Annotated in this window: 14 protein-coding genes and 1 pseudogene; 10 read left to right on the forward strand and 5 right to left on the reverse strand. The window is 58.4% G+C overall.

Annotated features, from left to right (window positions below):
- From glyA to Q0526_RS18205, 7 genes and pseudogenes are all read left to right on the forward strand, one after another.
- Nucleotides 1-312, forward strand: a pseudogene (glyA, locus tag Q0526_RS18175) (serine hydroxymethyltransferase); the annotation flags it as partial.
- Nucleotides 313-487: 175 nt separating this feature from the next.
- Entirely contained in the window at nt 488-1096 is a 609-nt protein-coding gene (locus tag Q0526_RS18180; RefSeq protein WP_298736803.1) for a cytidylate kinase-like family protein, read from the forward strand.
- Entirely contained in the window at nt 1093-2478 is a 1386-nt protein-coding gene (locus Q0526_RS18185) for an MATE family efflux transporter (RefSeq protein WP_298736805.1), read from the forward strand. The genes Q0526_RS18180 and Q0526_RS18185 overlap by 4 nt, the downstream gene beginning before the upstream one ends.
- Nucleotides 2479-2503: 25 nt before the next feature.
- Entirely contained in the window at nt 2504-3202 is a 699-nt protein-coding gene (locus Q0526_RS18190; RefSeq protein WP_298736808.1) for a DUF308 domain-containing protein, read from the forward strand.
- A gap of 96 nt (nt 3203-3298) precedes the next feature.
- Nucleotides 3299-4711 (forward strand): MBOAT family O-acyltransferase, encoded by a 1413-nt coding sequence (locus Q0526_RS18195; RefSeq protein WP_298736811.1) that lies wholly within the window; start codon nt 3299-3301, stop codon nt 4709-4711.
- A 9-nt stretch (nt 4712-4720) separates the two neighbouring features.
- Nucleotides 4721-5947 (forward strand): hypothetical protein, encoded by a 1227-nt coding sequence (locus Q0526_RS18200; protein ID WP_298736814.1) that lies wholly within the window; start codon nt 4721-4723, stop codon nt 5945-5947.
- A gap of 45 nt (nt 5948-5992) precedes the next feature.
- Nucleotides 5993-7405, forward strand: a complete 1413-nt coding sequence (locus Q0526_RS18205) for an FAD-dependent oxidoreductase (RefSeq protein WP_298736816.1) — start codon at nt 5993-5995, stop codon at nt 7403-7405.
- Between the two features lie 84 nt (nt 7406-7489).
- Here Q0526_RS18205 and Q0526_RS18210 read toward each other — a convergent pair whose 3' ends face one another.
- Nucleotides 7490-8956 carry a trypsin-like peptidase domain-containing protein gene (locus tag Q0526_RS18210; RefSeq protein WP_298736818.1) on the reverse strand — a complete coding sequence of 489 codons (1467 nt, stop codon included), beginning with the start codon at nt 8954-8956 and terminating at the stop codon, nt 7490-7492.
- Nucleotides 8957-9264: 308 nt separating this feature from the next.
- Between Q0526_RS18210 and Q0526_RS18215 the strand changes: the two genes are divergently transcribed.
- Together Q0526_RS18215 and Q0526_RS18220 are read left to right on the forward strand one after the other, a co-directional pair.
- Nucleotides 9265-9963, forward strand: a complete 699-nt coding sequence (locus tag Q0526_RS18215) for a class I SAM-dependent methyltransferase (RefSeq protein ID WP_298736820.1) — start codon at nt 9265-9267, stop codon at nt 9961-9963.
- A 21-nt stretch (nt 9964-9984) separates the two neighbouring features.
- Nucleotides 9985-12132, forward strand: a complete 2148-nt coding sequence (locus Q0526_RS18220) for an ATP-dependent helicase (protein ID WP_298736823.1) — start codon at nt 9985-9987, stop codon at nt 12130-12132.
- A 43-nt stretch (nt 12133-12175) separates the two neighbouring features.
- Here Q0526_RS18220 and Q0526_RS18225 read toward each other — a convergent pair whose 3' ends face one another.
- Together Q0526_RS18225 and pckA are read right to left on the reverse strand one after the other, a co-directional pair.
- Nucleotides 12176-13666 (reverse strand): hypothetical protein, encoded by a 1491-nt coding sequence (locus Q0526_RS18225; protein WP_298736827.1) that lies wholly within the window; start codon nt 13664-13666, stop codon nt 12176-12178.
- Nucleotides 13667-13776: 110 nt separating this feature from the next.
- Nucleotides 13777-15381 (reverse strand): phosphoenolpyruvate carboxykinase (ATP), encoded by a 1605-nt coding sequence (gene pckA, locus Q0526_RS18230; RefSeq protein WP_298736829.1) that lies wholly within the window; start codon nt 15379-15381, stop codon nt 13777-13779.
- A gap of 279 nt (nt 15382-15660) precedes the next feature.
- Between pckA and Q0526_RS18235 the strand changes: the two genes are divergently transcribed.
- Entirely contained in the window at nt 15661-16554 is an 894-nt protein-coding gene (locus Q0526_RS18235) for a dihydrodipicolinate synthase family protein (RefSeq protein WP_298736831.1), read from the forward strand.
- A gap of 45 nt (nt 16555-16599) precedes the next feature.
- Here Q0526_RS18235 and Q0526_RS18240 read toward each other — a convergent pair whose 3' ends face one another.
- Both Q0526_RS18240 and Q0526_RS18245 read right to left on the reverse strand, forming a co-directional pair.
- A complete protein-coding gene (locus Q0526_RS18240; RefSeq protein ID WP_298736833.1) occupies nt 16600-17355 on the reverse strand; it encodes a methyltransferase domain-containing protein in 756 nt (251 codons plus the stop codon).
- On the reverse strand, nt 17352-18188 hold the full coding sequence (locus Q0526_RS18245) for a hypothetical protein (protein WP_298736835.1): 837 nt from the start codon (nt 18186-18188) through the stop codon (nt 17352-17354). Before Q0526_RS18245 ends, Q0526_RS18240 begins: the two co-directional genes overlap by 4 nt.
- Nucleotides 18189-18318: the final 130 nt, after the last annotated feature.

Genomic DNA, 18318 nt, shown 5'->3' on the forward strand with positions numbered 1-18318 from the left:
GGCACCGACAACCACCTGCTGCTCATCGACCTGACCGACGAGGACTGCACCGGCAAGGAGCTGGAGCATAATCTGGACGAGGTACACATCACCGCCAACAAGAACACCGTTCCCGGCGAAAAGCGCAGCCCCTTTGTGACCAGCGGCGTGCGGGTCGGCACCCCTGCCGTCACCACCCGGGGCATGGGTCCCGCCGAGATGAAGATCATCGCGGACTGCATTGCGGATTGCATCTTTGACTTCGAGGCCAAGAAGGCCGACGTAGCCGCCCGGGTGGCCGAACTGTCCGCCCGTTTCCCGCTGTACGAATAAGCCGCGGTTTTTCCCCCTACTTTTTAGGCCCGTTCCGGTCGGAACGGGCCTTTTTTTGTGGAGAAAGGCGGGCGCTTTTTTCCTTGCGCTTTGGCAAAATCTACGGTATACTATACACAGGTAAGTGTGCATTTTTGTACCAAATGTACCATTTTGAATGTGAGGTGTATCAAGTATGGAACCTATCGTCATTACCATCGCGCGTGAATTTGCATCGGGCGGCAGCGAGATTGCGCAGGCGGTTGCAGACAAGCTGGGGATTCCGCTGTACAACAAGGAGCTTATTACCCGTGCAGCCAAGAAGAGCGGCCTGACCGAGGAAGCCATCGCCGCCAGCGAGAATCAGCGCAGCGGCAGCCTGATTTACAGCCTGTACATGATGGGCAACACGATGCCTTTGGCGGATCAGGTCTACATCTTGCAGAGCAACGTCATCAAGGAACTGGCTGCGGAAGGTTCCTGCGTGATTTTGGGCCGCTGCGGCGACTATGTGCTGCGGGAACGTCCCAACGTGCTCAGCGTCTTTATCTACGCCCCGCTGGAGGATCGCATTGCCCGGGCCAAGGCGCGTCCCGGCGCCAAGGATATGGTGGACCGCCTGTGGGAGGTCCAGCTTTCCAAGCATGACCGGGCCCGGGCCAGCTACTACAACTACTACACCGAAAACCGCTGGGGCGAGGCCAAGAACTACGACCTGTGCCTCAACGCAGCGCTGGGTCTGGACACCTGTGCCAACCTGATTGTGGATGCGGTGCGGGCAATGGAGGCTGCGAATCAGGAATGAGCGGTACAGATTCCCATTCCGCCAGCCGGATGGGCACGGCCCCCATGGGGCCGCTGCTCTTCTCGCTGGCACTTCCCATGATGGTGTCCATGCTGTTTCAGGCCCTGTACAACGTGGTGGACAGCATCTTTGTTTCCTATGTCAGCGAGGCTGCCCTCTCGGCGGTATCGCTGGCCTTCCCCATCCAAAACCTGATGATCGCCTTTGCCGTGGGCACCGGCGTGGGTGTCAACGCCTATGTGTCCAAATCTTTGGGCGAGGGCAACCGCAATGAGGCCGACCGGGCCTCTGCCAACGGCCTGTTTTTGGCCCTGTGTACCTTTGTGGTGTTTTTCTTCTTCGGCGTCTTTGGGGTGGAAGCCTTCATGAACTCCCAGACCACCGACGCCGCCATCCGCCAATACGGCGTGGACTATCTGTCCATCTGCTGCCTGTTCAGCTTGGGCTGTATGATCCAGTGCATGGCGGAAAAACTGCTCAGTGCCACCGGCCGTTCCAACTACGCCATGATCACCCAACTGGTGGGCGCCCTGACCAACATCGTTCTGGACCCCATCCTGATCTTTGGATTGTTCGGCTTTCCCCGAATGGAAGCCGCCGGTGCTGCGGCCGCCACGGTGGCCGGACAGTTTCTGGGGGCTTTCACCGGGCTTTACCTAAACCTGCGGCACAACCATGACATCCAGTTCCGCCTCAAGGACTTCCGTCCCCATGGCCGCACCATTCAGCGGATCTATCAGGTGGGCATCCCTTCCATCGCCATGACTTCGGTGGGCAGCGTGATGACCTTCTGCATGAACCGCATCCTCATCGGCTTTTCCAGCACGGCGGTGGCGGTGTTCGGTGTCTATTTCAAGATGCAGAGCTTCATCGTCATGCCGCTGATCGGCCTGAACAACGGCATGGTGCCCATCATCGCCTACAACTACGGGGCCCGCAAACCCCAGCGCATCGTCAAGGTAGTCCAGATGTCGGTGGTCGCCGCTGTGACCATTATGCTGTTGGGCTTTGCCGCCGCGCAGCTCTGCCCCGGGGTGCTGCTCAGCATCTTCAACGCCGGCCCCGAAATGCTGGCACTGGGCGAGGTGGCTCTGCGCATCATCTCGGTACATTTTATCGTTGCCGGGTTTAACATCGTGGCTTCGGCGGTGTTCCAAGCGCTGGGCCGGGGCGCCATGGCCCTGCTGGTGTCGCTGGTGCGGCAGCTCTTTGTGCTGGTTCCCGCCGCTTGGCTGCTCAGCCTGAGCGGCAACGTCAACCTGATCTGGTGGGCGTTCCCCATTGCGGAAGTCTCTCCGCTGATCATGTGCAGTCTGTTCCTGACCCACTGCTATCGCACCGTGGTGCATCCCATGCTGGAACAGCCCGCCTCTGTCGTTTAAACACAACCGGAAGGAGCGCACGCCTATGCTGCGTTACATCAAAAACGGCATGCTGCTGCTCAGCATTGCCTTCATCGTTCTGGGCATCCTATTGCTGGTGATGCCCCAAACCAGTCTGCTGTGGATCTGCTACGCTTTTGGCGCCGTGGTGCTCATCACCGGCATCGTCTGCCTGATCCAGTACGTACGCATCCGCGGCAGCGGCTTTGCGGCCCCCTTCTTTCTGGTAGCCGGGGTCATCATCACCGCGCTGGGCCTCTTTACGCTGGTCCAGCCCGAAGTGGTAGCCAGCTTTTTGCCGGTGGTGTTCGGGTTGTTCATCCTCATCGATGGCTGCAGCCGCATCGGCACCGCGCTGGATCTGGCCCGCCGCAAGGGGGACAAATGGTGGGTCATGCTGCTCTTTAGCCTGTTGTCCATCGCGTTGGGCATCCTGCTGCTGGTCAACCCCTTCGGGGCAGCGGTCAGCGTGGTAATGCTCTGCGGTGTGCTGCTCATCATCGAGGGTGTAGTCAACCTGAGCTGTGTGGTCTACACTGCCATGGAGCTTCGGGCCATTGACCGAATGACCGACGCCGCCATGACCGCCGCCCTGAACGCACTGGGCGATGCGCTGGACGAGGCCGAGACCCAAAACGTCCCCCTGTGGGAGGACGGCCGCGAACCGGTGGTCTATGACGCCGAGAGCACCGAAGTCCCCAACGATTCCAACAACCCCCAATAACCCCAATTTTGTAAGGAGATTCCCTACCCATGTATGACCTGATTATCGTAGGCGTTGTGGGCTTGGCGAAGCACTTCCTTTAAAAGGATTTTTTAAATGGTTTTTTCTTCCAGTGTTTTTCTGCTTTTCTTTCTTCCTTCCGTGATGATCTTGTATCATCTTCCCGGCGTCCATAACCCCCACTATAAAAACTTTATACTACTCTTTTTTAGTATTGCTTTCTATTTTTGGGGCGAGCCCTCCTTTATCGTTTGGATTGCCGTCAGCATTTTTGTGGATTGGCTATGCGGCCTGCAAATAGAGCGCACTTCTTCTAAGCGGCAGAAAAAGGGTTGGCTGACTTTAGCCCTCTCTCTACATTTGGCACTTTTATTCTTTTTTAAGTATATTTCTTTCCTATCGCAGCAACTTTCCGGACTTATCCATACACCAACGCTAAATATTGCACTTCCCATTGGCATTTCTTTCTTCTCTTTTCAGATGATGAGTTATGTGGTGGACGTATATCGTGCCAAAGTCCCATGTCAAAAAAGTATCTGGAAACTCACCTTGTACATTATGTTTTTCCCGCAACTGATTGCCGGTCCCATTGTACGGTACGAAGATGTTGCGCAGCAAATGGATCAGCGCATTGTATCCCTCGATGATTTTTATACAGGTATCTCTCGTTTTATCATCGGCCTTTCTAAGAAAGTATTGCTTGCTGATATTTTAGCCACTGTTGCAGACAATCTATTTTTATCCGCTCCTTATGTTGAACTTCCGGTTTTTTCTGCATGGATTGGGGCAATCGCTTTCAGCTTTCAAATTTATTTTGATTTTTCTGGCTACTCTGATATGGCGATTGGATTGGCCCGTTGTTTTGGTTTCCGCTTCCTAGAAAATTTCTCCCACCCCTATATAGCGACTTCTGTCACCGAATTCTGGAGACGTTGGCATATCTCTTTGACCGGATGGTTCCGCGACTATGTTTATATTCCCTTAGGCGGCAACCGTGTAAAGAAACCCCGTTGGATTTTTAACCTTGCTTGTGTATGGTTGCTGACCGGCATTTGGCACGGTGCCAACTGGACATTTCTTTTGTGGGGATGCATCTATTTTGTGCTGCAACTCTTTGAAAAGCTGAATTTGCTTCCGTTCTCCTTTCCAAAGCCGCTACGCTGGCTCATCACCATGATTGTTGTCTGCTGCTGTTGGGTTATTTTTAAAGCCGATAGCGTTGGACTTGCTTTTTCCTATCTCGCTGCCATGTTTGGAAAAAGCGGCATACTGTACGATGGCAATACCATGTACTATCTTCAGCAGTGTGCACGCCTATTTGCAATTTCTGGTATTTGCTGTCTTCCGCTGGGAAGCTTTGCTCAGGAATTTCTTCAGAATCATCCATCCGCAGTCCTTGTTCGCAGTGCCGAGATCGTAAAGAACTTGGGTTTGCTTTTCTTATTAGCACTCTGCCTTTTGACGGTTATCAGTGGTGCGTACAGTCCTTTCATTTATTTCAATTTCTAAGAGATTTTCATGAAAAAGAATTTTCTTTGTTTCGCAGTTTCTATTCTTTTCTTCGTTCCTTTTTTGGTCATCGTAATTCGTATGGGCACCGCCCTATATGTAGACCATACCGATAATTCTAATCGCCTCACGGATTTTATTTTACAGGGTCGTTCCATCGAAACCGTCAGTTCGGGCGATGAATGGATAAAAAAATATCCCTTTCATCAAGGATTTTCCAAAAGTGCACTTGTCCAGATTGAAGAAACCCAAAAAGTCATTACCGGTTTTTGCACTTCTTCTTTCCCATTCTCAGAACAGATCCACGAATTGATTCAACTATATCGAGAAAACATTCTGCAAAACACACTGAACCAAGATGGCGGCGAATACGGGGCCGTAGCATCAAATATTGCACAAGCCCCGGACTATGTAGCACCTCTTGTAGAGAATGTTTTGGATTTCGAGGATTTTTGTAATAAGCAAGGGGTTCCTTTTCTGTATATACAAACCCCGCGGAAAGATCTTGCGCTTTATTATGAAGGCAAATCAGAAGGTATTAAAAACCCCGAGATCGTTTACAGAAGTCTTGCTTTTCAAGAGCAACTCGCACAAAAAAGTAGCTCTGTATTATTTTTGGGGTCCTCTACTATCCCCCAACACATCTACGAATACGATTCTACCAGCCATTGGAGTTTTGAAGACTCTTTGTTTGCCAGCCAATGTATTGCGCAAGAACTCAACGAACGATTCGGCTTCGCATTTACAACCGCACTTTCCGATCCCAACAATTATCAAGATTTTTTTGCTCCCTACCGCAGCACAATGGATCTACCACAACAAAAACTTCCCACCCCCGTACAGCAAGGAAGCTATACCCGGATTTACGCGGAAGGTGCGGAAATTGTTTCAGGTGGCTTTTCTACGGTCTGTATTCAACCGATAGAAAAGTATTCCTCTGATGGCGTCTATTATAGCATGGCTATCATCGGAAATAGCCTGATGTCCACAATCCAAAACCATACTACCACACAAAATTGCGGCAAAAAGATTCTTGTGATTGGCGACTCTTTCGATTGGTTTGTTGTCCCTTATCTAGCTCAACAGGTCAGTGAAATCACCTTTTTACACAATGCCTCCTTTACGGGAAGCCTACACACATATATCCAAACCTACCAACCGGACCTTGTGCTGGTGATGTATAACGATACAGAGTTCTTTCAAGAATATTCTGAAGACGCGTTTGATTTCAACTAAGTTTTTACCACCGTTGGTTAATTTTTTAAAGGAGTTATTTCTTTTATGTCCACTTTGTATGACCTGATTATCGTAGGCGCCGGTCCGGCCGGCATTTTTACCGCGTTGGAGCTGCTGCGCAAGAGCGACAAGCCCCACAAGATCCTGCTGGTGGAAAAGGGCAAACCGGTGGAGAAGCGCCACTGCCCCAAGGACAAGACCGGCGTTTGCGTGAACTGCAAACCCACTTGTGCCATTACTACCGGCTTTTCCGGCGCGGGCGCCTTCTCGGACGGCAAGCTGTCCCTCTCCTATCAGGTGGGCGGCGAGCTGCCCGACCTGATCGGTGAGGATTTTGCGCAGGAGCTCATCGATTACACCGACAAGATCTATCTGGAGTTTGGCGCCGACCCCAAGGTGGAAGGCATCTACGAAGGGCAGGAGATCAAGGACATCCGCAAGCGGGCGATTCAGGCCGGTTTGCAGTTGGTGGACTGCCCCATCCGGCATCTGGGCACCGAGAAGGCCCAGCAGCTCTACCTGAACATTCAGAACCATCTGCTGGATGCCGGGGTGGAGATGCTCTTTGAAACCGAATGTGAGAACATTCTGTTGGAGGGTTCGGTCTGCAAGGGCGTGCGCCTGCGGGAAAAGACCGGTACCCGGGATGTCTTTGGCAAGCAGATCGTCATTGCCACCGGCCGCCGCGGCGCCGACTGGCTGGAAAAGATCTGCGCCGAGCACAACATCGCCCACAAGCCCGGCACCGTAGACATTGGCGTGCGGGTAGAGTGCCGCAACGAAGTGATGGAAACTATCAACAAGGTGCTGTACGAAGGCAAGCTCATCGGCTATCCGGCGCCTTGGCGCAACAAGGTGCGCACCTTCTGCCAGAACCCCGGCGGCTTTGTGGCGCAGGAAAACTACGACAATGATCTGGCGGTGGTCAACGGCCACAGCTTTAAAGAGAAGAAGAGCAACAACACCAACTTGGCCATCCTTGTCAGCCACAACTTCACCGAGCCCTTCAACCAGCCCATTGCCTACGCCCAAAAGGTGGGCGAGCTGACCAACATGCTGGGTGCCGGGCACATTTTGGTGCAGCGCTACGGCGATATTCTGGACGGCAAGCGCACCTGGGCCAAGGAGCTGGCCCAGGCCAACGTGCGCCCCACCCTGAAGGATGCCGTGGCCGGTGACATCACCGCGGCCATGCCCTACCGCGCCATGGTGAACATCATTGAGTTCATCAAGATGGTGGATCAGGTAGTGCCCGGCTTTGCCAGCCCCGAGACCCTGCTGTACAGCCCGGAGCTGAAATTCTACTCCAACAAAGTGCGGATGGACACCGATCTGGAAACCAACATCGAGGGCCTGCACTGTCTGGGTGACTCCTCCGGCTGGACCCGCGGCCTGATGATGGCCTCGGTCATGGGCGTGCTCATGGGCCGCAAACTCATGGAGAAGCACGGCTTCTAAGCTGCCGCGTTTTTCCCGCTTCTACAAACCAAAAAAGATCCCCGGCCTGCTTACCCGCAGGCCGGGGATCTTTTTCTTTGGGGATTATTCGGTGCTGGTGCCCAGCGTAACGGTCAGGGTCAAAACCTTGCCGTCCCGCTCCACCTGCAAATTGACGGTGTCGCCTACATTCTTATCCGCCAGATAGCTCTTGATGCTGCTGGAGGAGGAAACCGCCGTGTCATCCACTGCGATGATGCGGTCCCCCGCCTGTACGCCTGCCGCTTCGGCACCGCCGCCGGCCGTGACTTCCACCACATAGACGCCGGTAGCGCTTACGCCGAGCTGCTGGGCGGTGGCGGCATCGCTGACATCATAGATCTTGACGCCCAGCGCCGGACGGGCCACCGAGCCGTTCTGGATCAGCTGTTGGGCGATCTCCATCGCCGAATTGATGGGGATGGCGAAGCCGATGCCCTCGGCCTCCGAGTAGCTGCTCTTGGCGTTGACCACGCCGATGAGTTCACCGTTTGCGTTAAACAGACCGCCGCCCGAGTTACCCGGGCTGATGGAAGCATCGGTCTGCAGCAGCGTCATATTGTTATCCTCTACGGTAACTTCCCGGTTCAGGGCGCTGATGATGCCGTCGGTCACACTGTTGGACAGGGTGCCCAGCGGGTTGCCCACCGCCACCACCACTTCGCCTACGGCGAGGGCGTCACTGTTACCGATCACCGCCGGGGTCAGACCGGTGGCTTCGATCTTGATGACGGCGATGTCCGAGGTGGAGTCCGAACCGACGATGGTCGCATCGTAGGTATCGCCATTGTCCAACTGTACCTTGACGCTGGTGGCGCCGCTGACTACGTGGGCGCAGGTCAGGATGTAGCCATCCTCACTGATGATCACGCCGGAACCGGCGCCGCTCTGCACATAGTAGCCGCCGAACCAAGTCTGGGAGCCGCTCATCTGCTCGGTGGTGATGGCCACCACGCTGGGCGAAACCACCGACGCGATCTGCTGCACGCTCATCGAAGTACCGTCGGTGCTGTTGGCATTGGTGGCGTCGCTGGTGTCCCGCTGGACCTGCTGGACCACCACCTGATTGCCGGTCAGACCGGTGCGGCTGGCGAGGATCGCCCCGCCGAAACCGCCGCCGAAGCCCAGCACCACCACACCGATGCCAGCCAGCACCCGCATCAGAATGCGATGCTGCTTTTTGGGCTTCTGGGGCGGCTGCTGGGGTGCGCTGGCGTAGCTGTACCCGTTGTACCCGCCGTTGCCGCCATTGCCGCCGCTAAAGCTGCTGGTATACCCACCGTTATTGCCGGTGGTACCGCCGTTACCGTTGCTGCCGGTGTTGGCACTGCCATAGCCGCCGGACTGGGGCGAGGAATAATCGGTGCGAGCCGTGTTGGCGGTATTCATACCGCTGCTGCCCACATTGGGGTAGCTGTTCTGGCTCTGCTGGGTGTTGTCGGTAGTGGGGTGGTTTTCCGGGGCGTTGCCCTGCGGGGAACCCTCACCCGATGTATGATTATAAAGGCCGGAGTAATCAAATTCGTTGCTCATACGGGTCCTTCCTTTCCGCTTTCTTTTGAGAGGGGGTCTTTTGCCTTCTCTGGTTAAGAGTATACCCGCGAATTGTGAAATAGGTATCCTTTGTGGGTGAAAAGAATGTGAAAAAGCGGGGATTTCGAAGGGATTTTGCCCTCTTTTTCACACATTTTATCATTTTTGGCACTACTTGACAACTCCCGCAGGGGCTTGTATCCTTTTGAAGGAAAGGGGTGATCCCGGCATGGAAATCCGCCGGCTGGACGACACGTTTACCTTATATAAAGAGCAGACCACCATCGGCACGGCAGTGCGGCAGGGGGATGCGTCAACTGGGCGGGCTGGACCCCAAAACCGAGAGTTGTTTTACCGCCCCTCTGCCCGGCGACGAGGGTGTCCGGGCACTGACCGCCAAATTTGACTTTCTGCCCGCCGGGGACCATCTGGTGCGGCGGCGGGTGCCCGATCTGTCGGCGGTACAGCTTTGCCACGAATTTTTGACCACCCACCTGAATCCGGGCGGTTTTTATCTGGATGCCACCTGCGGCAACGGCCACGACACCGCCTTTTTGTGTCGTTTAGCTGGGCCGGAAGGCCGGGTACTGGGGCTGGACATCCAACCCCAAGCGGTGGAGGCCACCAACGCCCGGCTGGCTGCTGCCGGGCTGGACGGCATTGGCCGGGCCATCCAACTGGACCATGCCCGGCTGGGGGAAGTCGCCGCCCCCGGCACAGCGGACTGTGTGCTCTTCAACTTCGGGTGGCTGCCGGGGGCAGACCACCAAGTACATTCCACCGCGGCAGGCAGCCTGCCGGCACTGCAAGCGGCGTTGGACGCGCTGAAGCCCCGAGGCGTACTGGCGGCGGTGTTGTACAGCGGGCAGGTCATCGGGGACAGCGAAAAGCAGGCCGCGCTGGCGTTTTTCCGGTCGCTGCCGCTGACCCGCTACACCGTGCTGGTCTGCGAATTTGCTAACTGGGCCAGCACCGCGCCCCTGCCCTGTTTTGTGGTCAAAAAATAACCGAGAGGAGGCCGCCCGAGATTGGACGAGCAAACCTTTGCCGCACAGTATCTGGCGGCGTTTAATCCCCAGCAGCAGGCAGCGGTGACCGCGGTAGACGGGCCGGTGCTGTTGTTGGCGGTACCGGGCAGCGGCAAGACCACCGTGCTGGTGACCCGGCTGGGGTATATGGTGGAGTGCCGTGCCATTCCCCCCGAGCAGATCCTGACCATGACCTACACGGTGGCCGCCACCCGGGAGATGCGCGCCCGATTTGCGGCACGGTTCGGGGAGGCACTGGCAAGCCGGATGAGTTTTCGCACCATCAATGGGTTGTCGGCGGTGGTGCTGCAATATTACAGCCGCCGTTACCAGCGGCAGCAGCCCCAGCTGATGACCAACGAGGGGGAGCTGACCCGGCTGCTGACTCAGCTATACCAACAGGTCTGCGACGACTACCCCACCGAGAGCACCCTCAAAGAGCTTCGCACCGCCATCACCTACATCAAGAATATGGCGCTGGACGAGGAGGGCATCGCGGCGCTGGAAACCGACCTGAACGATCTGCCGGAGCTCTACCGGCGGTACCAGCGGGAGCTGAAGCAGCGGGGCTGGATGGACTACGACGACCAGATGGTGTTCGCCTTGCAGATTTTGCGGGCGGTGCCGCCGGTGCTGGCCTATTTTCAGGACCGGTACCGCTGGTTTTGCGTGGATGAGTCGCAGGACACCTCCAAGATCCAGCACGAGATCATCCAGTTGTTGGCCCAGCGTTCCCGCAACCTGTTTATGGTGGGGGACGAGGACCAAAGTATCTACGGGTTCCGGGCTGCCTATCCACAGGCGCTGATGGAGTTTGAGAAGGTCTGGCCGGGGGCCCGGGTGCTGCTGATGGAGCAAAACTACCGCTCGGGCAGCGAGATCGTGGACGCCGCCAACCATTTTGTAGCCCGCAACCGCTACCGCCGTCCCAAGGTTTTGCAGGCCACCTGCGGTGCCTGCGGCCCGGTGGAGGTGGTGCGCATCCGCCGCCGGGAGGAGCAGGTGGACTGGCTGTTCAATCAGGTCGCCCAAGGCCGGGCGCTGACGGTGCTGTTCCGCAACAACGAAAGCGCCCTGCCCCTTATCGACCGGTGCGAGCGCAGCCGGTTGGCCCACCGTTTTCCCAAGCGGGACCTGACCTTTTTCACCGACAAGATCGTGCTGGATGTGGTAGATTTTCTGCACTTTGCCGCCAATCCCCTGAACGAGGAGCTATTTTTGCGGCTCTATTACAAGATGGGCCTGCCCATTGCCCGGAAACAAGCCCTCTACGCCTGTGTGCAGAGCCGCAGCAGCGGCCGCCCGCTGCTGTATGAGTTGCAGCATTGCCCCGAGGTAAAGCCCCGGCTGCGGGCCGGTGTAGCCGACGTGTGGGCTGCCTTGCGGCAGCTCCCCCACCAGACTGCCGCCCGGGCGCTGGAACTGCTGCGGGATGAGGTAGGCTACGGGGCTTATCTGGAGCAGAAAAAGATGGACAGCGGCAAACTGTCCATTCTGGGGTTGGTGGCCGAACAGGAGCCTTCCCCCACCCGGCTGCTGGCCCGGCTGGAGGAACTGCGCACCCTGCTGGCCGACCACGAGGACCCACCCGAGGCCCTGCTGACCCTTTCCACCATGCACGGCAGCAAGGGGTTGGAGTACGACAGCGTGGTATTGCTGGATGTTTTTGACGGCATCCTGCCTGCCCAACTGGAGGTCTGCTGCCGCACGCCGGAGGACACCCGCCGCTACGAGGAGGATCGCCGCCTCTATTATGTGGCCATGACCCGGGCCAAGCAGCGGTTGGTGCTCTTTGACTGTGCCGAAGCCCCCTCCACCTTTACGCAGGAGGTACTCTTTCAACTGCCCGAAGCCCGGGCCCGCCGGGAGCAGCAGGCCGCCGAGGCCGCCCGCCTGTCCAGTCTGACCGCGCCGCTGGCCGCGGTGGTGCAGACCTTCACCCGGCCCAAACCGGCCCTGCCGCCGGTGGATTTAGGGGCTCTCTCCCAACCGGGTACGATGGTGGAACACGCCGTATTCGGGAAGGGCACCGTCACCGAATGCAACGGCCGCTTTTTGACCATCCGCTTTGTCGACGGCAAGGAACGCCGTCTGGACGGCCCTACGGTGGCCGAACACCACCTGCTGTGGGTTCTGGAAACAAAATAGCACAAAATCGTCCCGCTGCCCTGTGGCAGCGGGACGATTGGTTTTACGGTTTCTGTTCTGTTCCTTCGCTGCACCGAGCAACCAGCGGGATGCCCAGCGGGCTTTGCCGCACGCAGAGGGCGATCGTCTCCCCCGGCTGGGGCAGCCCGGCCGGGTCGTCGTAAAAGGACAAGGGGAGGTCCTCCCCTTCCCACACCACAGAGAGCCGAACCGGTTCCTCGTCCTCCGCCGGGGCCTCCACCGCCGTCACCGTTCCCTGCGCCGGAGCGGCCGGGGCGGTCAAGGCCAGATTTAGGCTGTAACCCAAGGGATAAGCCAGAAAGAGGGCCAGCAGCCAAATCATCCACCGCTCCCGGGCCCGATGGGTTTTCCCGAGGGGATAGCGCCGCTCACAGGTCAGGATCAGCCCCACGGCCAGCACCCCGCAGAGCACCGCCAGCCGCACGGGATAAATGGCCACCCATACCTGAGATTCCGCCGTGGTCCAGAGCAGCGCCCCCGCCACCGGCAGGGCGGTGCCCATCAGGCTGACATGCATCCGCCGCCAAGCCGGGGTGGCCAGAATCTGATCCCGGTAGCGGCTGCGGGGCTGGGTGAGATAGATGTTCCAGACAAAGATCTCCGGCCAGACCAGATAGAGCCCGAAAAAGACCAGCGGCAGCCAGCAGGCGAGCAGCGAAGCGGCGCGCAGCCCCAGCAGGGGGAGCCCCTCCTGCAGCAGCCACCACTGGACCAGCAGCGCCATCGGCGGCAGCCAGACCACCCGCCGCAGCCCGGGCAGCCACCGGTGGGCCGGGGTCCACTCCGCCTCGTCCCAGTCCAACACCGCCCGGACCTTCGGATAGGGATGGGCCATCCGCTGCCGCGTATCGGTGCCGGTGTTGGCCACCCCCTGCGCCTGCAGAAGGTTCAGCAGCGCCGTCTCGTTGACCATGTCCCGGTCAAAGTGGTAGAGCCGGTTGCCCGCCTCGTCGTAGACGATGTAGCGCCCCAGCCGCGGCTTGATCTGCAGCGCAGCAGGGCGTTCCTCCACCACATGGTGCCACCCCCAGATCGTCCACCGCTCCGCCCGGCCATCGGGGGTCACCAGCAGCCCTTCGTTGCGGACCGCCACCACCAGCACTGCCATGGCCAGCACCCCCACCGCCAGAAAGACGTTGCAGGCGATCACAGCGATCACATCCTCCGGGCCCTTGGCGGTACGGGGCAATACCGACAGAAGCACCGCCACCACCAGTTCCATCACGGCACAGGTGGGCAGGGCCCAGTCGGAGTTGTAGACGGGCAGTTCGTTCTCCTGCGGGGGACGCCGGCGGGGACAGTAGAGGATCTGCCACAGCCCCACCGGCAGGCAGAAGGCCGGTCCGGCCAGCACAGCCTGCCGCATGTGGGCCCCGCCGGGCAGCGGCTGCTGCCGCCAGTACCACAGGCCGCCCAGCCCGATGAGCAGCAGCGCCAGACCGGTCAGCCGCTGTGCCGCCGTGCGAAAAACCCATGCCTGCCGGGCTTGCTGTCCGGTCTTTCTTTCTGCCATGGTGTTTTTCCCCCTTCCTATCTATTTTTCAGTATAACACAAAACCCCCGCTCTGCACAGGCAGAGCGGGGGTCTTTAGTTTACAGGGTCGTCAGGCGACGGCGGTCAGCTTACAGCTGGGGACCGGCGGCAACCAGAGCCTTGCCGGCCTCGTTGCTCTCGTACTTGACGAAGTTCTTCTGGAAGCGAGAAGCCAGATCCTTGGCCTTCTCATCCCACTGGGCGGCATCGGTGTAGGTGTCGCGAGGATCGAGGATCTTCGGATCAACGCCGGGCAGCTCGGTGGGCACTTCAAAGTTGAAGTAGGGGATGGTCTTGGTGGGCGCGGTCTTGATGGAGCCGTCCAGGATCGCATCGATGATGCCGCGGGTATCCTTGATGGAGATGCGCTTGCCGGTGCCGTTCCAGCCGGTGTTGACCAGGTAAGCCTTGGCGCCGCTCTCCTTCATGCGCTTGACCAGTTCCTCCGCATACTTGGTGGGATGCAGTTCCAGGAACGCCTGGCCGAAGCAGGCGGAGAAGGTCGGGGTGGGCTCGGTGATGCCGCGCTCGGTGCCGGCCAGCTTGGCGGTGAAGCCAGACAGGAAGTAGTACTCGGTCTGCTCGGGGGTCAGGATGGAAACCGGGGGCAGAACGCCGAAAGCGTCAGCGGACAGGAAGATCACGTTCTTAGCAGCGGGAGCCGCAGAAACGGGACGGACGATCTTCTCGATGTGGTTGATGGGGTAGGACACACGAGTGTTCTCGGTCACGCTCTTGTCGTTGAAGTCGATCTTGCCGTTCTCGTCCAGCGTGACGTTCTCCAGCAGGGCGTTGCGCTTGATGGCGTTGTAGATGTCGGGCTCGGAGTCCTTGTCCAGGTTGATAACCTTGGCGTAGCAGCCGCCCTCGAAGTTGAAGACGCCGTTGTCGTCCCAGCCGTGCTCGTCGTCACCGATGAGCAAACGCTTCGGGTCGGTGGACAGGGTGGTCTTGCCGGTGCCGGACAGACCGAAGAAGATGGCGGTGTTCTCGCCGTTCAGGTCGGTGTTGGCGGAGCAGTGCATCGAAGCAATGCCCTTCAGCGGCAGGTAGTAGTTCATCATGGAGAACATACCCTTCTTCATCTCGCCGCCGTACCAAGTGTTCAGGATGACCTGCTCACGGCTGGTGATGTTGAAGACGACCGCCGTCTCGGAGTTGAGGCCCAGCTCCTTATAGTTCTCTACCTTCGCCTTGGAGGCGTTGTAGACAACGAAGTCAGGCTCGAAGTTCTCCAGCTCTTCAGCCGTGGGCTGGATGAACATGTTCTTGACGAAGTGTGCCTGCCAAGCCACTTCCATGATGAAGCGGATGGCCATGCGGGTGTCCTTGTTGGCGCCGCAGAAAGCGTCCACCACAAAGAGGCGCTTGTTGGACAGCTCTTTGATGGCCAGCTCTTTGCAGGCTGCCCAAGCTTCCTGAGAAGCGGGCTTGTTGTCGTTCTTGTAGCCCTCAGAGGTCCACCACACGGTGTCCTTGGAGTTCTCGTCCATGACGATGAACTTATCCTTGGGGGAACGGCCGGTATAGATGCCGGTCATGACGTTGACGGCGCCCAGCTCGCTGACCTGGCCCTTCTCGTAGCCTTCCAGACCGGGCTTGGTCTCCTCAGCGAAGAGTTCGTCGTAAGAGGGGTTGTACACGATTTCTGTCGTGCCGCTGATGCCATACTTGGTAAGATCCAGCTTTGCCATGATACATATACCTCTTTCTCTATACATTTGGCCGGTACGATCCGGCGGCCGGCTGGGCCGCCGACCGTTTTGGATGAGGGACATCCGGCCCTTGTCCCCCACGTTACTTTTTATTATACATAATTTGTCGCCAAAAGCAAGAATAAAAACTTTAAAAAATTTGTTACTTTTCTACTTTCCAACCCGGCAAGTGTCCCATTGCGGGCGGCAGCGCTTTGTGGTAGTATAAAAGCAGAATTACGCCATACAGGGCATCACCAACCAAACGGAGGGATTACTATGAAAACCAAGGAGCAGCTAGGCGGAATCTATGCCGCCAGCATCACTGCCTACGACGCCAAGGGTGCCGTAGACGCCGGGGCCTTACAGGCTGTCATGCGCCGCAATCTGGCCGAGGGCGCGGCCGGATTTTTTGTGGGGGGCAGCAGCGGCGAGTGTTTCCTGCTTACCGAGGACGAGCGGGTGCAGGTCTTTGAGGCCGCCGCAGCCCTGAAAGGCCAAGCCAACCTGATTGCCCATGTCGGCGCCATCGGCACCGACGAGGCAGTGCGGTACGCCAAAGCCGCCATGGCGCTGGGGTATGACTTCTGCGCCGCCACCGCCCCCTTCTACTACGGCTTTTCCCCCAAGGAGATCTGCCGCTACTACTATGCCATTGCCGAGGCATCCGGCGCGCCGGTACTGATCTACAACTTCCCCGGCAACACCCACAAGGAGTTCGATGTGGCCAACCCCGACTACATTGAGCTGTTCCGCAGCGGGGCCATTTTGGGCGTCAAGCAGACCAACTACAATCTGTTCCAGATGGAGCGCATCCTCAACCTGAACCCCGACCTCATCGCCTTTGACGGCTACGACGAAACCATGGTGGCCGGACAGGCGCTGGGCTGCATCGGCTCCATCGGGTCCACCTTCAATATGATGCTGCCCCACTACAAAAAGATCTTCACCCTCTTTGACGAGGGGCACCGGGACGAAGCGCTGGCCTTGCAGCACAAGGCCAACAACTGCATGGAGGCCATGTGTCGGGTGGGTCTGATCCCCGCCATCAAGTACGAGTTGGCTCGGCAGGGCTATCCCGTGGGCGATGCCCGCCCGCCGTTCAGCCCGCTGACCGACGAGCAGAAAGCCTACGTGGACAGCGTGCTGGACCGGGATCTGGTCACCGAATAAACCACAAAAAAACTGCCGCCCCCGGCCGGGGGCGGCAGTTTTGTATTACAGTTTGCGCAGCTTGAACCGGATGCGCACATAGTCCACATACCATGCGTCGTCATGGTAGAGGACCGGGCGCAGGGCGTCCACCGTCTCGGCGATGATGGTATCCGCCAAGGCCGGCTCCACGTCCGCAAAGGGCGCGGTGTCAAACATACGGATCCAATCTGCCAAGCCGTCAGGCCCTACCTGCCGGGTGGGACGGTCAAACAGGGTGGCATACTCCACCCGGAAGCCCGCCTTTTCCAACAGGGGGGCGTATTCCCCGATAGTGGGGAAATAGAAGGTGCGGCGGTAGTGCAGGCCGTGGGCCGCAAAGCGGCGTTCCAGCTCGGCGTGGACATGCTCGGCACAGCCTTTACCGCCAAATTCACAGACGAACAAGCCCTCCGGGCGAATCTGGGAGGCAATGTGGTCCAGCATGGCCTGCTGCTTGTCGGCATCGATCCAGTGCAGCACCGCGTTGGAGAAGATGGCGTCAGCGGGTTGCTCCAGCGCAAAATCCAGCGCATTGCCCTCCCGGAAAGTCAGGTCAGGGTAGGCCTGTCGGGCCAGCGCCAGTTGTTCCGGCGAGGCATCCACACCCAGCACTTGGTATCCGCGATCCGCCAACTGACGGGTCAAAGCGCCGTTTCCACAGCCCAGATCCACCACCCGGGCCCCGGGGGCGGCATCCAGCAGGTCCAGTACCGCCGCGCCGTACTCCGGCACGAACATGAAGTCCTGCTTGTATTTTTCGGCATCCCAGTAGATATTCACGCGGTCGGCTCCCCCTTCGTTTCCCCCTCCGGCAGCGCGGCAGGAGGATCTTCTTCCGGCAGGCGGGCGGTACGTCCGGCCAGCCGCATCATCTCCTCATACAGGCCGCTGGCCGCTTCCGGCGAGTAGCCATAGACGAGGAAAGCATCCATGACATAGGGCGAATAGGGCAGCGCATTCAGCTCTTTGGTGAAGGCCATGGCGGCGATCTCACCCAACACGGCCACGCTGGAACGGTTGTGCAGCGGCTTCGGCGCCCACAGCTCGATCTTGTAGGTACGGGTCCAGATCTCCTTTTTATAGCGCTCCTCCACCCAGTGGAACAGCTCGTGGCCGATGAGCAGCTTGACGATGTCCAACTGACCGGTCAGTGCGTGGGGCACCCCCGGTTCGCTGAGCAGCGCCCGGCCTTTGCGCACACCGTCCATATAGATGTGCATCTTGTTGGGTTCCCGGAATTCCGCAAAGAGCACCCGCTCGGTGTTTTGCGGCATATCGGGGAAATCCACCAGCAGCCCCAGCTGTTTGGCCAGCTTTTCGGGGTCCCGCATGCGGTACTGGTCGGCCAGCTTCTGGGCGTATTCCCGCCCGCAGGCAATGGCCTGCCGGGTCAAGTCCAGACGCTGTTCGTCGTTGAATTTTCCGTTCAGCGGCTCCCGAGAGAAGGCGTAGTACGCCCAGTCCTCCTCGGGGATGCGGCACAAATCTTCCACGATCATGCCCACGGGACGAATCACATAGTGGGGCATTTCGGGACCGCGGCGGGTCCCCTGCGGGCCGAACAGACCTTCGGCAATGGGTTTGAGCAGTTGTTTAAACCGTTCCTTTGTCATGGCAAGATTGCCGCCTTTCCCAAAAACGGCCCCGCAAAGCGGGGCCGTCCCTGTTATTATCAGATGGTTTTATCAGTGCACGTCGTTGACGGTGCCCACCACGATGATATCCTCATCGGGTTCACGGTCG

The organism is uncultured Subdoligranulum sp., assembly GCF_937890665.1.

What these genes read in the sequence shown, in the direction of transcription:
- Q0526_RS18190 (WP_298736808.1), top strand. Translation starts at nt 2,504, where the DNA reads ATGCTGCGTTACATCAAAAACGGCATGCTGCTGCTCAGCATTGCCTTC.
- Q0526_RS18185 (WP_298736805.1), top strand. Translation starts at nt 1,093, where the DNA reads ATGAGCGGTACAGATTCCCATTCCGCCAGCCGGATGGGCACGGCCCCC.
- Q0526_RS18180 (WP_298736803.1), top strand. Translation starts at nt 488, where the DNA reads ATGGAACCTATCGTCATTACCATCGCGCGTGAATTTGCATCGGGCGGC.
- Q0526_RS18215 (WP_298736820.1), top strand. Translation starts at nt 9,265, where the DNA reads ATGCGTCAACTGGGCGGGCTGGACCCCAAAACCGAGAGTTGTTTTACC.
- Q0526_RS18245 (WP_298736835.1), bottom strand. Translation starts at nt 18,188, where the DNA reads ATGACAAAGGAACGGTTTAAACAACTGCTCAAACCCATTGCCGAAGGT.
- Q0526_RS18235 (WP_298736831.1), top strand. Translation starts at nt 15,661, where the DNA reads ATGAAAACCAAGGAGCAGCTAGGCGGAATCTATGCCGCCAGCATCACT.
- Q0526_RS18200 (WP_298736814.1), top strand. Translation starts at nt 4,721, where the DNA reads ATGAAAAAGAATTTTCTTTGTTTCGCAGTTTCTATTCTTTTCTTCGTT.
- Q0526_RS18195 (WP_298736811.1), top strand. Translation starts at nt 3,299, where the DNA reads ATGGTTTTTTCTTCCAGTGTTTTTCTGCTTTTCTTTCTTCCTTCCGTG.
- Q0526_RS18205 (WP_298736816.1), top strand. Translation starts at nt 5,993, where the DNA reads ATGTCCACTTTGTATGACCTGATTATCGTAGGCGCCGGTCCGGCCGGC.
- pckA (WP_298736829.1), bottom strand. Translation starts at nt 15,381, where the DNA reads ATGGCAAAGCTGGATCTTACCAAGTATGGCATCAGCGGCACGACAGAA.
- Q0526_RS18210 (WP_298736818.1), bottom strand. Translation starts at nt 8,956, where the DNA reads ATGAGCAACGAATTTGATTACTCCGGCCTTTATAATCATACATCGGGT.
- Q0526_RS18225 (WP_298736827.1), bottom strand. Translation starts at nt 13,666, where the DNA reads ATGGCAGAAAGAAAGACCGGACAGCAAGCCCGGCAGGCATGGGTTTTT.